14 protein-coding genes are annotated in these 11918 nt (G+C 61.1%); 5 read left to right on the top strand and 9 right to left on the bottom strand.

Going from position 1 to position 11918, the window contains the following annotated elements; all coding sequences use genetic code 11:
* Positions 1–45: 45 nt before the first annotated feature.
* Both FFM53_RS23450 and FFM53_RS23445 read right to left on the bottom strand, forming a co-directional pair.
* Positions 46–438, bottom strand: coding sequence for a VOC family protein (locus tag FFM53_RS23450; RefSeq protein WP_138387428.1), 393 nt, complete (start codon positions 436–438; stop codon positions 46–48).
* Between the two features lie 173 nt (positions 439–611).
* On the bottom strand, positions 612–1394 hold the full coding sequence (locus FFM53_RS23445) for an alpha/beta fold hydrolase (RefSeq protein ID WP_138387427.1): 783 nt from the start codon (positions 1392–1394) through the stop codon (positions 612–614).
* Between the two features lie 369 nt (positions 1395–1763).
* Between FFM53_RS23445 and FFM53_RS23440 the strand changes: the two genes are divergently transcribed.
* Positions 1764–2456, top strand: coding sequence for a GntR family transcriptional regulator (locus FFM53_RS23440; RefSeq protein WP_138387426.1), 693 nt, complete (start codon positions 1764–1766; stop codon positions 2454–2456).
* Between the two features lie 5 nt (positions 2457–2461).
* Here FFM53_RS23440 and FFM53_RS23435 read toward each other — a convergent pair whose 3' ends face one another.
* On the bottom strand, positions 2462–2857 hold the full coding sequence (locus FFM53_RS23435; RefSeq protein WP_003540671.1) for a hypothetical protein: 396 nt from the start codon (positions 2855–2857) through the stop codon (positions 2462–2464).
* 120 nt (positions 2858–2977) lie between these two features.
* Entirely contained in the window at positions 2978–3589 is a 612-nt protein-coding gene (locus FFM53_RS23430; RefSeq protein ID WP_138387425.1) for an O-methyltransferase, read from the bottom strand.
* A gap of 262 nt (positions 3590–3851) precedes the next feature.
* On the opposite strand from FFM53_RS23430, the gene FFM53_RS23425 reads away from it, so the two are divergent.
* Together FFM53_RS23425 and FFM53_RS23420 are read left to right on the top strand one after the other, a co-directional pair.
* On the top strand, positions 3852–4622 hold the full coding sequence (locus FFM53_RS23425) for a siderophore-interacting protein (RefSeq protein ID WP_138387424.1): 771 nt from the start codon (positions 3852–3854) through the stop codon (positions 4620–4622).
* Positions 4623–4770: 148 nt separating this feature from the next.
* Positions 4771–5277 (top strand): MarR family winged helix-turn-helix transcriptional regulator, encoded by a 507-nt coding sequence (locus tag FFM53_RS23420; RefSeq protein WP_138387423.1) that lies wholly within the window; start codon positions 4771–4773, stop codon positions 5275–5277.
* Positions 5278–5360: 83 nt separating this feature from the next.
* Here the strand turns inward: FFM53_RS23420 and FFM53_RS23415 are convergent, their stop codons facing one another.
* Positions 5361–6662, bottom strand: coding sequence for an epoxide hydrolase family protein (locus FFM53_RS23415; RefSeq protein WP_138387422.1), 1302 nt, complete (start codon positions 6660–6662; stop codon positions 5361–5363).
* 233 nt (positions 6663–6895) lie between these two features.
* Between FFM53_RS23415 and FFM53_RS23410 the strand changes: the two genes are divergently transcribed.
* Positions 6896–7312 carry an NUDIX hydrolase gene (locus tag FFM53_RS23410; protein ID WP_138387421.1) on the top strand — a complete coding sequence of 139 codons (417 nt, stop codon included), beginning with the start codon at positions 6896–6898 and terminating at the stop codon, positions 7310–7312.
* Positions 7313–7354: 42 nt separating this feature from the next.
* Here the strand turns inward: FFM53_RS23410 and FFM53_RS23405 are convergent, their stop codons facing one another.
* Positions 7355–8401: a DUF3095 family protein gene (locus FFM53_RS23405; protein ID WP_138387420.1), complete on the bottom strand. Its 1047-nt coding sequence runs from the start codon at positions 8399–8401 to the stop codon at positions 7355–7357.
* 118 nt (positions 8402–8519) lie between these two features.
* Positions 8520–8915 (bottom strand): Ohr family peroxiredoxin, encoded by a 396-nt coding sequence (locus FFM53_RS23400; RefSeq protein ID WP_025394996.1) that lies wholly within the window; start codon positions 8913–8915, stop codon positions 8520–8522.
* A gap of 281 nt (positions 8916–9196) precedes the next feature.
* On the opposite strand from FFM53_RS23400, the gene FFM53_RS23395 reads away from it, so the two are divergent.
* Positions 9197–9994: a class I SAM-dependent methyltransferase gene (locus FFM53_RS23395; protein WP_138329065.1), complete on the top strand. Its 798-nt coding sequence runs from the start codon at positions 9197–9199 to the stop codon at positions 9992–9994.
* Between the two features lie 17 nt (positions 9995–10011).
* Here the strand turns inward: FFM53_RS23395 and FFM53_RS23390 are convergent, their stop codons facing one another.
* Both FFM53_RS23390 and FFM53_RS23385 read right to left on the bottom strand, forming a co-directional pair.
* On the bottom strand, positions 10012–10359 hold the full coding sequence (locus FFM53_RS23390) for a CAP-Gly domain-containing protein (RefSeq protein ID WP_012757920.1): 348 nt from the start codon (positions 10357–10359) through the stop codon (positions 10012–10014).
* Between the two features lie 135 nt (positions 10360–10494).
* Positions 10495–11808 (bottom strand): extensin-like domain-containing protein, encoded by a 1314-nt coding sequence (locus tag FFM53_RS23385; protein WP_138387419.1) that lies wholly within the window; start codon positions 11806–11808, stop codon positions 10495–10497.
* Between the last annotated feature and the right edge of the window lie 110 nt (positions 11809–11918).

The following is an 11918-nucleotide window of genomic DNA, read 5'->3' as shown; positions in this document are numbered from 1 at the left end:
TCGCCGCTCAGGGATGCACCGGGGTCGCCTCCCTTGGCGCCAAGCTCACGGATTCCAGCCGCCGCTGCCATAAGCGCGCGTGATGATTTCAACCAGGTGGCCGTTCGGATCTTCGAAATAGACCCCGCGCCCGTTGTCGTGGTCATTGGTCTCGCTCGGCTTCCGCTGGCCGGGGTCAGCCCAGTAGCGCAGGTTCCGCTCGCGAATTCGATTAAATATCGCCTCGAATTCACCGTCTCCGACCAGGAAGGCGTAGTGTTGGCGGACGATCTCGTCTTCCGTATCCATATAATCGAGATTGGCGTCGTTGTCGGTCGTGACCATGTAGAACGGCCCCCAGCGCCGCGGCGCCGGCAGCCCCAACATATCGGCCAGAAAATCTGCCGAGGTCTTGCTGTCGCGAGCCAAGAGGATGGTATGATTAAAGTGGATGGCCATAGCGGTCTCTCGCAAGCGAGGTGAACTGCAACTTCGATGGAGGCTTAGCTCGGTTAACACCCCCGGCCGCCTCTTGTTCCGAACCTCGGCCAAACTTGACGCGACCGTCGCGGCATCATGGCCCATCACCAAAGCCAGCCGGCGAACGGCCCTGCCGCTTCCCGGCCTCGGCATCAGTCCGTATTCTGCCCCGCAGCCTCGAGGATCAGCTTTGTGATCTCGTCCGGGTGGGAGATCAACGACAGATGGCTAGCCTGGATTTCAATGGCCTTCGCGCCCATGCGTTTGGCCATGAAGCGTTCGAGATCGGGATTGATCGTCCGGTCCTCGGTCGAGACGGCATACCAGCTCGGCTTCGAACGCCAGGCGGCCTGTGTCGTCTTGCCGGTCAGTAGCACCTTTTGGAATGGCTGCTGCACAGCATAGAGAACTTTCGCTTTCGCCTCCGGCAGGTCGCCGGCGAAATCACGCAGGAAGGCTTCCTCGCTCAGCCGACCCTCGTCGCCGTCGAAGACGATGCCGGCCGAAGCCGGTGGCGTTGGGAAGGTTTTGGCGAGAGCGGTATAATCCTCACCTGCATCCGGCGCCCGCGCCGCCACATAGACGAGCGCCGAAACATCAGGGTGCACGCCGGCCTCGGTGACCATCATGCCGGAAAACGAATGCCCGACCAGAACCGTCGGGCCGTCCTGCCGGTCGAGCACCCGCTTCACGGCAGCGACGGCCTCCGGCAGCGTCGTCAGCGGGTTCTGCACCGCCGTGGCATTGAGCCCGGCCGCCTGCAGGCGCGCGATCACCTCGGTCCAGCACGAGCCGTCGGCAAACAGCCCGTGCGCCAGCACGACGTTGCGCGCCTTAACCGGAGCGGATGTCGCGGCCATGCCGCGGGTGGCAAGCAGAGAAGCGGTGGCGCCGGCAACAAGGGCGGCCGAGAAAGTCCGTCTGTTCATCATCATGATCTGGTTCCTTGTGCGTCCAGGAATTGAAGGATCGAAAGCATGTGGCTCGGGACTGAAGACCCGAAGCCAAGTCAAAATCGGTTGGTCTGTGATGCCATGTCGGCACGGTTTGCTTTGCCCGGCGCGAGGCGTTGGCCTTCGCCGCGTTGCGGCTCCCGTCGTATTCAAATTCGGTGTTTCAATCGGCTTCGTGTATGCAAAAGCCTGCCTGCTGGAGATTTATGTATTCCCATTCGATATAAAGTCAATTATTGAATACGTAACACCTTCGTGATGCAATAAGTGTATACGCCTAGCGGCACATCAATCGCATTTGCATACAATCGACCGAGCCGTCGATGTTTAAAACCGATCGGAGATAACGGAATGGCGAGTGGTTTCGAAACCGAGGATGACGGCGATGATCGCGGGTTGCTCTCCGACCGCATCCGCAACGCCCTGACGGACGAGATCGCCACCGGCACGCTGGCGGCGGGCGCAGCGTTGGACGAACAGCAGCTTGCCGATCGTTTCGGCGCCTCCCGGACGCCGGTTCGCGAAGCGCTGCGTCAGCTGGCTGCGGGCGGCCTCGTCGAGCTTCGCGCCCGGCGCGGCGGCGTCGTCGCCCGTATGACGCCGGAGCGCATCATGGAAATGTTCGAAACGGTGGCCGAAATCGAGGCCGTATGCGTCAGGCTCGCCACCTACCGCATGACACCGCTGGAGCGCAGCCATCTGATCGAACTGCACGACCTCTCAGAGCCGATTGTCGAAGCCGGAAATTTCGACGCCTATGACAGCTTCAACCGCCAATTCCATGAAGCCATCTATCACGCCACCCACAATAGCTTCCTTGCCGAACAGGCAATCGCCGTGCGCAACCGCCTGAACGCCTTCCGGCGCACACAGCTGCGCCAGGGCGAACGGCTGCGCCGATCCCGGGACGAGCACGAGGCAATCATGCAGGCGATCGCCGAAGGCGACGGTGAGATGGCATCGCGGCGCATGCGCGCCCACATGCTGAACGCCGCCACCTCGCTCAGCCGTTTCATCGAAACCAACAAGCCGGGGGGAGTTTGACGTTCCTACGGCACGGGGCAGCGGTATTTATAGGCGATCAAGGTCGTCATCAGCTCGTCGCCAGTGGCCTCGCGAATGCCGGGATTCTCTTCTAGGAATGTACACAACGTATTGCCGATTGCTTCCGCGGTCGTTCCAACCGGCACACAGACGTTTACCCCGACGGAGTTGGCAAAATACGCCGAGTTCACCATTGCTTTCGGCGCAGGAACGACTTCGGTGAAAATACGGCGGGCCAAATACTCGTCCCGGTTCCACTTGTCCAACCAACCCGCGACATATCCGACGACAAACTGCCGTGAGCCGCCGCAATCAGAATAGAGGAGGTCACCGCTGGAAAATCCGGCGGGAATCTTTGCTGAAACCGTTGCCAACAGGGTGGCGATAAGAATGCCCGACATCACATCTCCAAAGCTCGCGATGGCGGAGCTTTGATCGGGAAAGTGTCGGAAATTAGCTTCAAACGTGTCATCTTTTTTGCTGCAACTAAAAACAAAATAGCCGCTAATCTCACCTCAGCCTCAATCGAACCGACTGACCTCAAGCCCGCTGCCAACCGGCAGCAGCACGCTTGATATCCCGGGCTTGGCACGGACAGCCTCGCCGTAGCGTTTGAGATCATCGCCTCCTGGGCGCAGCATGTTGTCGGCGACAATGATCGCGCCCGGATTGAGCTTAGGGTAGAAGGCTTCGAGGCAGGGAAGGTAGAGATCCTTCCAGAGATCCACCAGCACCAAATCGATGCCCTGGGAAAGCTCGCCGATCATCTGGACCGCATCCCCAACCTTGAATTCCACATACTCCGCGAGCCCCGCCTTGACGGCCATGTCGCGTGCGTAGGCCGATTTGTAACCGTGCATTTCCATGGTGATCAGCCGCCCGCCGGAAGCGCGTGCTGCTTCCGCCAGCCATATCCCGGAATAACCGAAGGAGGTGCCAAGTTCGAGAATGGTCGGGCTCTTGAGGCTCTTGGCGAGGACATTGATGAACTGTCCGGTCGCAGGTCCGACCGCGCGCAGCCGCTGATCCTGTCCTCCGTCGCGGCCGCCGGGGGGCAGCTCGCGCGGGCTGTTATGCTCCGTCTCAATCATCGCGTGATAAATGTCGAGCACGTCCTGGATTCTGCTGTCCATTGTCTTCTCCATAACCACTGATCGGCCGATTATTGCCCAACCGGAACACCGCCGGAAAGTTAAACTTTGGCAATCATCGCCATTGCTGGTTCCCTTACGGTTGCACATGCCGCCGCCGTCGGCTACATCATGCCGTCAATGGTCGGGTCACCCGGCCACGTAAGCGTTAACGTCACTCAACGCGTATGATCGAACGGCTTTGCGGCTTCGATCTGCGCGACTGTGTCCTGCGGATCGAGCTTCAGAAGCCCCGGAAGGACACATGGATAACAATCAATTCAAAGATCAAGCTTCATCGACCCCTGGCATTGAGCGGATTCGCCACGACACGCGGCGGCGCTTACTGACAGTCGAAAGCGTCGTCGATATCACTCCGAGCATGCGCCGGGTCATATTGGCAGGTGATGATCTCGCCGATTTCATCAGTCTCGGTGCTGACGATCACATCAAGATCTTCACTCCCACTGCCGATGGTGGAGAAGAGCGTCGTGACTACACGCCGCGCCGCTATGACAATGCCGAGCGGAAATTGACCATCGACTTCGCCCTGCACGAGGCGGGCCCGGTGACGCAATGGGCGATCAATTCGCGCCCCGGCGACAGGCTCGAGATCGGTGGACCAAGAGGCTCCGCCGTCGTTTCCGCGACGGTCAAACGGTGGCTGCTGATCGGCGACGAAACCGCGCTGCCGGCGATCGGCCGCCGGATCGAGGAGAGCGGCGCCGGAACCGTCATCACCACAATCGCAGCCGTCACCGGCCCATTGGAAGAGCAGACGTTCGAGACATCAGCCGAACTGCACCTCCACTGGGCGCACCGGCCTCTTTCGCAGGCAACCGATGCCGCAGCGCTGCTGAAACTCTTAAGCACGGTCGATATCCAGCCGGAAACCTTCATCTGGGTCGCGGCGGAAGCCTCGGTGACACGCGATATCCGCGCCTACCTGCTGGAACGAGGTTGCCCGCTCGGCTGGATCAAGGCATCCGGCTACTGGGTATTCGGCAAGGCCGATACGACGGAGAAGTTCGGCTAGGCGGCAAGGCGTCGACGGGCCGCCGCTCGTGAAGCTGGGGGCGACGGCCGGACAAGCTGGTCGAAAAGAGTCATCAATTCAGTTGCGATTTAATCGGATACGATGTATATGTCACTCCTAACATTCAGAGCCTGGATAGGATGAAACCATGCCCGTATCTAAAACCGCAAGACAGCCTGGCACGTCCGCGCCCGCCTCCCCGTCGGTGGGCAAGGACGGCCGGAAACTTTCCAACTTTCTGTGCTTCGCGGTCTATTCTGCAAATCTCGCCTTCGGCCGCGCCTACAAGCCGATCCTGGATGAACTTGGCCTGACCTATACCCAATACATCGCCATGGTGGCCCTCTCCGAAGAGGACGACCAGACCGTTGGAGTGTTGGGGGAAAAGATGTTCCTCGAATCCAACACGCTGACGCCCATCCTCAAGAAGCTGGAGTCGAATGGCTATATCACCCGTCACCGCGATCCCGCCGACGAACGGCAGGTGCGGCTCAGCCTGACGCCGGCAGGGCGCCAACTCGTTGAAACCGATCCCGGCAACGCGCTGCTTGGGGCCACCGGCCTTGGCGACGACTTTCCCGTCGTGCAGAAATCGGTGACGACGCTGCGCGACAACCTCCTGCGGTCAACGCAGGGCGAACCGGGGAAATCGTGATCGCGGCATTTGCGATCGCGGCATGGAAAATCAAAAACCTAAAGCGTGGCAAGCGAATCTGAAAGATCCGACACGCTTTAGGTCTACTGCCGCAGCGGCCGGAACGCAGTCCTGAGCTCGGCAGTGAAAGCCATCGGCTGTTCCCAGGCGGCGAAGTGACCGCCCTTCGGCAACCGGTTGTAATGGATGAGCTTCGGATAGGCCTTCTCCGCCCAGCTCTGCGGCGCCTGGTAGATCTCATCGGGAAAAGCACTGACCGCCACCGGGATCTTGATGCCCCTGGGATCGAAGAACCCGCCCGACGGATGGTGCGCGTTGTCCCAATAGAGGCGTGCCGAGGAGATTGCTGTGTTCGTCAGCCAGTAGAGGGTGACGTTGTCGAGGATATCATCCTTGGTCAGCCCCTCGGGCTCTCCGTCAAAAACGCGGGCGATCATCCGGTAACTGCGGATGTCGTGATCGAGCATCCACGACGCAAGCCCGACCGGCGAGTCGACGATCCCGTAGAGCGTCTGCGGTCGGTTGTTCATCTCGATGGCATAGCCCAGCCCATTCTTGTAGAAATCGTCGAGCTGATCGAAGGCGCGCCTTTCGTCCGGCGACAGGTCGGCTGGCGGCATGCCGCCGGCGGCAAGAGCCTTGGCGATGTCAGCAGGAACCGTGGCCGCCATGTTCGTGTGAATGCCGAGCAATCCCGCCGGCTCCTGCACCGCCATCAATTCGGTGACCGCATTGCCCCAGTCGCCACCCTGCGCCACGAACTTCGTGTAGCCGAGACGTTGCATCAGCGTCGCCCAGGCATGCGCGATGCGGGGCGGGTTCCAGTTCCCCGACCCCGTCGGTTTCCCCGAAAAGCCGTAGCCCGGCAAAGACGGGATCACCACGTCAAATGCGTCCTCTTCGCTCCCGCCATGCGCTGTCGGATCGGTGAGCGGTTCGATGATCTTCAACTGCTCGATGATCGAGCCGGGCCATCCATGTGTGACGATCAGCGGCAGCGCATTTTTATGCTTGGAGCGGACGTGAATGAAGTGGATATCCAGCCCGTCGATCTCGGTGATGAATTGCGGCAAAGCATTGAGCCGCGCCTCCATCTTGCGCCAGTCGTAATCCGTCGCCCAATGTTTCGCGAGTTTCTGGATTGTCGCGAGCTGCACGCCCTGCGTATCATCGGCGACGGTCTCCTTATCAGGCCAACGGGTGGCCGCGACGCGCCGGCGCAGATCGTCAAGCTGATCCTCGGGGAAATTGACGCTGAACGGGCTAAGCCCGTCGCCGTTTGCCTCAGCGCTGCGCGTCCCGGCAAGCATGCCGATGGCCCCGGCTGCGGCCGCGGCGGCAAGCAGCTCGCGCCGCGTGGGCGTTGATAGGGATGTGGGTGGCATGACGCTCTCCTCTCCGTTTGATCTGTTCGGAAACGGACGAAGATCGACTGACCGACCTCGTTCGCATCAGCAGGTCATTCGCGTCTGTCCGGGGACTATGCTCCCGGGCAACGTCGGGGGTCAACCTACCCTGTCAGGCTATGCCTCGACTGTCTCGATGGACGACCGGTCGTTGCAAAGAGCCGTGGCTGCGGGCAGCATCGGCGCGAGATCGATGAGGCAGAGGAGATTGCATGCCCGACATCGCGATGGGCGTCTTGAGCCAGAACGGAACCGTTCTTCTGGCCAAGCGCAGTTCCAAGCGCAGGGTACACCCGGACCGCTGGAGCCTCCCGGGCGGCCATATCGAAGACGGCGAAGACGCCGAGACGGCAATGCGCCGGGAATTGATGGAAGAAATAGGCGTGACGCCGCAGCGCTGGCAGTTTGCGGGAAAGTTCATATCGGAAGACCCGCCTGAGGCATCCGTCACCTTTCATGTCTATCGCATCGATCAGTGGCACGGCTATCCGCGGCTGGTCGATGACGAACACACCGAGCTTAGATGGTTTAGTGTCGCCACGATAGAATGCGATGTCGAGCTGGCGCCACCTCAACTCGGCAAAATGCTCGCAAACCTGGCCAGCCGGGAAACGGGGAAGCCCGCTTAGATCTCTTGGCAGCCATGATCCCGCGCCGGCTGGGTCCTGAGCCTACCGACCGTGATGCCGGACGACATCGTCAAGCGCGCCTTCCTCCATCTTCTCGGCGGCCCTGGCATAGCCGCCGCCCATTCCATCGAGGAAATGCAGGTGCGAATCCGGCCTGTCTGATGGCACGAGACAGGTCATCAGCGCATGGGATTGCCGATGCAGTCCGAACTTGATCTTGCCGCGCGCCCTCGCCGGAACGAGGATCGCTTCGACCCTGTCGATCTGTTCCGGTGTGCAGTCCAGCGTCAGACGCAAACCGTCGTCGAACTTGCGGAAATCCGAATTGGCGGCGACCTCCGACCAGCCTTTCGCATCGACCTGCTTCCCGCTGTCTCCTGACATGGGAACATCGCCGGGAAGCGGATGAGATTGGCGCGGTGCGGCATCGAAAATCGCAAGCAGGCGTTTCGCCAGCGCCGCAAAGACCTCGGGACGGGTATGGTCATTTGGCTCGACCAGCAGCGACAGGATCTCGCCTCGCTGGCTTGGGAACGGGGTCCAGTCACAGCTGAGACCGGTCAGGTCGGGCTTCGTCGCGTAGCGGCCCGGCTTGACCAGGTACCGGCCGTTCTTGATCTGCTGCTCCGCCCATTTGAGCCCGCCCCCTGCAAACATCGCATAGGTCGCGTTCTCGGAGGCGGCATAACGGGCAATTCTGACGTCGCGCCCACTGGTGCGGATTTCGCGTACGGTGAGCAGCCCGATACGAAGGGTTAGATCGAGATCGGCTCTTGCAAAGTCCGCGACCTGCCGCAATGCCGATGTCGCCACCATCATGCCCTGTGGCGGCAAGGCGAATGCTGCCCCGTCTCCGCGAAACACGAAGGGAAAATCGAACGAACCCCAGGCATTGCCGAGGGCGGCGATGATCGATGCGCCCGCATAGTTGACGTCTTCGTAGCGCCCCGACCGGATCGCCGTGGTCGAGTTGACGACATCAGTGATGCCGATCAGCCAGTCATCGGGCAACGGCTCATAGACATCAGGGTCGAGCACAAGTGAAAACTCGTCATAGGCCTGGTGCGACTGGCCGTGGCTATTGATCATCGCTTGCTCTCCAGATCGGCAAGGTTTCCCGTGCCTGCTACTTCAGAAAGAGGTCTGCCGGCCGACCGGCAGGCCCTCCGCATCAAATCCTCCGGCGAGGAGGTCTGCCCTCGCCCGCTCAGACAAGCTTGGTCTCGACGTCGATATTGCCGTGTGTCGCCTTGGAATAAGGGCAGATGCCATGGGCTGCCTCGATCAGCTCCTGCGCGATGTCGCGATCGATGCCGGACAGGCTGACATTGAGGCGCGCCCTCAGGAAGAAGGAGCCGTTGTCGGCGTTGAGAGTAATCTCCGCGTCGACCTCGGGACCATCAGGCAGCGTGATCTTTCTCTGGGCAGCGGCAAGTTCGATGGCGCCGATGTAGCAGGCCGACCAGGCGATGCCGAACAGGTTTTCAGCGGCCGGATGCGGCTGCGGCAGCTTGATGTCGATCGTACCGTCGCTGCTGCGTGCGGAGCCGTCGCGGCCGCCGGAGATGTGGGTTTTGCCGGTAAAGAGAAGCTTCTCGGTCATGGTGATATCCTTTCGGTTTAAGTTTAATACGCATCCGATTAAATCGGATGCGCTCTAATACGCTCCACCAAAACCGATGTCAACAACATTCCGATTTAATCGGATGCGATTTATTTTCAAAGGTGGAAACGCGCCATATCCGGGCAACCTTCGGCGGCAGCTATGCGAACAAGCTGGCCCGTTGCGCAAGGTCACGTCTTGTCCGGGAATAGGGCCATCTATAGGCTCTGCCGACGAACCAGAGGCGGGGCGCATCCTGTGAAGAAACCCAGAGAGATGCCATGTCCTCCATAACAGCAGACAATGCCGAGCAGTATGGCGACAGCCGGAAGCTTGCCGCACGGGCTCGACTGCATAGCCAATACACCATCGCCGAGACAGCCTGGTTTCCGTGGATTGCGGCGCAATTGCCCCTGAAACCGGGCGATCGCGTCCTCGACGTCGGCTGCGGGCCAGCCTGGTTCTGGGCGGCAACGGCAGGTTTGCTGCCGGCGGACCTCCACCTGACGCTCGCCGACCTTTCACCCGGCATGGTCGACGAGGCGATGGCGCGTTGCAGCGCACTGCCATTCGGCTCCGTTCGGGGCTGTCAAGCTGATGCCGTCGCGCTCCCCTTCGAAGATGACACCTTCGATGCCGTGATCGCGATGCACATGCTCTATCACCTACCCGACCCGGCCGCCGGCATCGCGGACATGTCGAGAGTGTTGAAGCCGGGCGGCGTTCTCGCGGTTACAACCAACGGCGCCGACAATATGCGGGAGATCTATGAACTAACGGCCGTATTCGGCAGCGCCCCATCCGATCCGGCTGCCGAAGCCTTCGGATATGACGCCGCCGAACGATCGATGCGGTCGCAGTTTGGAAACGTCAGCATGTCGCAGCATCCGGCAGGCCTGCGTATCACCGAGCCCGAGGATGTATTCCTGGCGCTCACCTCCTATCCGCCCGGCGATCGCGCCGGCGAAACTCAACTCATCCGGTTCCGTCAAGCCATTGCCGAAGCGTTCAGCCAACGCAGCGGCGTGCTTGAGGTCCGCAAAGAGACTGCGCTGTTCCTGAGCAGAAAGACGGCCTGATCGGTGCCGTGGGGCGTTCAGACCTTCTCTTTCTTCCTGATTTTTTCCTTCGGTTCGACCGGTGCATCGGGCGTCGGCGCCAACAGCTTGCGCAGTGACGAGATCTTGTCCTTCACCAGGGGCCGGAAGCGCGTCGCGCGATAGGGCATGTCGGCCGCCCCATAACCTTCCGGCCCGTCGTCATTGCCGCGATTGATTTCCGCGAGCTTCACCCCGATGAACGTGCCGTCGATATAATGGGTATATTCACCCACCCAGCGGATCGTATAGATCTCGCCCTTGCGGATCAGCTGGTCGATGCTGACATGCTTGAAGGTGTCGTTGATGCAGACGACCTTCTGGCCGACATGGAAATCATAGCTCATGGATCAAACTTTCGAAACGCAATCGGCTCGCCGATCTATAGCGCGCCCTGCGGCAGGGATGAACCGTTTTTTGGCGGCCAAGCCCGATGCTGCGACATCAGCTGCACCCGCGCCGCATGGTTTAGGCGATATGCATCAGTCGCAATAGGCCTTGCCGCTCTTGCGGGAACGAAGATCGAAGTGGAAGTGGTTCCAGTGCTCCGGGTTGCTGCCGGGGCCGAGCACGGTGTTGAAATAGCGGCAGCTGTCGCTGCGCACCGCCTTCAAAAGCCGCCCTTCGCGCAGCGAGAACAGGCCCTTCTTGCGCACGTCGATTTCGTGGCCGTTCTTCAGCACGAACTTGCCGACGTCGATGGCGTTGCCGCGGGCGTGTTCCGACATCGGATTGTATTTCTGCCGGCTATTGTTCATGCGTCGGCAGGAATAGCCGCCGAGCGGCTGGATCGTCTTGATGCCGGACCAGTAGCGGTAGCGGGCGGACGGCGCCAGTTCGTTCTTCACCCATTTGGCGAAGGCGAGCGTCACCTGGCAGTTCAACGTCACGGCGGGGCGGACGCCGATATTACCGGAAAGCCCCTTCAGCGACACCGGATAGGGTACCTGGCAGGCCGGCCCGTTCGAGATCGGCGGCTTGTTGTCGAAGAGTACGCCCATGCGCTTCAGCTCGCGCCGGCAGGCAAGCTCGGAGGACGGCATGACGCTGGGATCGACGGGCGCCGCCGGTTGGCTCATCATCGGATTGTTCGGCCGCAGCATCGCGACCTCTTCGCTCTCGTCCTCTTCGGGAACACGGGTCGGCGCCACCACAGGGCTGCCGTCGTTCCAGGCGGGCGCCCGGCTCATCTGTGCCTCGGCAGCCGGCTGTGGCATTGGCTGCTGCGGGGGCTGGCGCATGGGCTGGTTGAGCTGCGTTGGATTATCGGTGCCGATGCCGTCGACAACCGGCTCGGTGGCGTTGCCCTCGGCGATCTGCTGATGTTGTTCCTGCGCCGGCCCGACGACCGGCTCCGCCCCGAGATCGTCATCCATGTTGACGCCGCCGGACGGGATCGCAAGATCTTGCGTGCCGCCCCAGTTCTGGTTCTGCTGCGCCAGCGCCTCGTCGCTGTCGATCATCGGCAGCTTACGTCCCGGTGCGGTTTGCGGCGGTGCGGCTCGCGTCGCGTGGCCGGTGCCGGCAAGGTTTGGCGTATCGAGATAATCGACGGAGCCCTGGCTATTGCCGACGGGCGCGCTGGAAACCGGATAGGATGCCTGGCTCTCCACCGGCGCCATGCGCACGGCAGGCGCCATGCGCGCTGCCCCCCGCGACGGCGAGATCGAACTGACCCTGGTGCCGTTGTCGACATTGGCCGGCGGCACCAGCCCGTCGCTGATCGAACAGGTCGTCAGCGCCGCCGAAAGCAGCAAGGGCAAAAGGGATCGCCGAGGAAAGGAAACAAACGCCATACTCTTATCGCTTCCGCAGGCTGGCTGGGCAGTGACCGAAAAAACTCACTCCAATTTTAATTAAAAACGGTGAATGAAAACTTACCGGCACAATCTGAACGCGACGGAAA

This window comes from Rhizobium indicum (assembly GCF_005862305.2).
GTDB classification, from domain to species: domain Bacteria; phylum Pseudomonadota; class Alphaproteobacteria; order Rhizobiales; family Rhizobiaceae; genus Rhizobium; species Rhizobium indicum.
Note: the sequence above shows the minus strand (reverse complement) of the source record. Positions and strands in the feature narration are given on the sequence as shown.

What these genes read in the sequence shown, in the direction of transcription:
- FFM53_RS23400 (WP_025394996.1), bottom strand. Translation starts at nt 8,915, where the DNA reads ATGACCGAGAAGCTTCTCTTTACCGGCAAAACCCACATCTCCGGCGGC.
- FFM53_RS23390 (WP_012757920.1), bottom strand. Translation starts at nt 10,359, where the DNA reads ATGAGCTATGATTTCCATGTCGGCCAGAAGGTCGTCTGCATCAACGAC.
- FFM53_RS23410 (WP_138387421.1), top strand. Translation starts at nt 6,896, where the DNA reads ATGCCCGACATCGCGATGGGCGTCTTGAGCCAGAACGGAACCGTTCTT.
- FFM53_RS23430 (WP_138387425.1), bottom strand. Translation starts at nt 3,589, where the DNA reads ATGGACAGCAGAATCCAGGACGTGCTCGACATTTATCACGCGATGATT.
- FFM53_RS23435 (WP_003540671.1), bottom strand. Translation starts at nt 2,857, where the DNA reads ATGTCGGGCATTCTTATCGCCACCCTGTTGGCAACGGTTTCAGCAAAG.
- FFM53_RS23440 (WP_138387426.1), top strand. Translation starts at nt 1,764, where the DNA reads ATGGCGAGTGGTTTCGAAACCGAGGATGACGGCGATGATCGCGGGTTG.
- FFM53_RS23415 (WP_138387422.1), bottom strand. Translation starts at nt 6,662, where the DNA reads ATGCCACCCACATCCCTATCAACGCCCACGCGGCGCGAGCTGCTTGCC.
- FFM53_RS23420 (WP_138387423.1), top strand. Translation starts at nt 4,771, where the DNA reads ATGCCCGTATCTAAAACCGCAAGACAGCCTGGCACGTCCGCGCCCGCC.
- FFM53_RS23425 (WP_138387424.1), top strand. Translation starts at nt 3,852, where the DNA reads ATGGATAACAATCAATTCAAAGATCAAGCTTCATCGACCCCTGGCATT.
- FFM53_RS23405 (WP_138387420.1), bottom strand. Translation starts at nt 8,401, where the DNA reads ATGATCAATAGCCACGGCCAGTCGCACCAGGCCTATGACGAGTTTTCA.
- FFM53_RS23450 (WP_138387428.1), bottom strand. Translation starts at nt 438, where the DNA reads ATGGCCATCCACTTTAATCATACCATCCTCTTGGCTCGCGACAGCAAG.
- FFM53_RS23395 (WP_138329065.1), top strand. Translation starts at nt 9,197, where the DNA reads ATGTCCTCCATAACAGCAGACAATGCCGAGCAGTATGGCGACAGCCGG.
- FFM53_RS23445 (WP_138387427.1), bottom strand. Translation starts at nt 1,394, where the DNA reads ATGATGATGAACAGACGGACTTTCTCGGCCGCCCTTGTTGCCGGCGCC.
- FFM53_RS23385 (WP_138387419.1), bottom strand. Translation starts at nt 11,808, where the DNA reads ATGGCGTTTGTTTCCTTTCCTCGGCGATCCCTTTTGCCCTTGCTGCTT.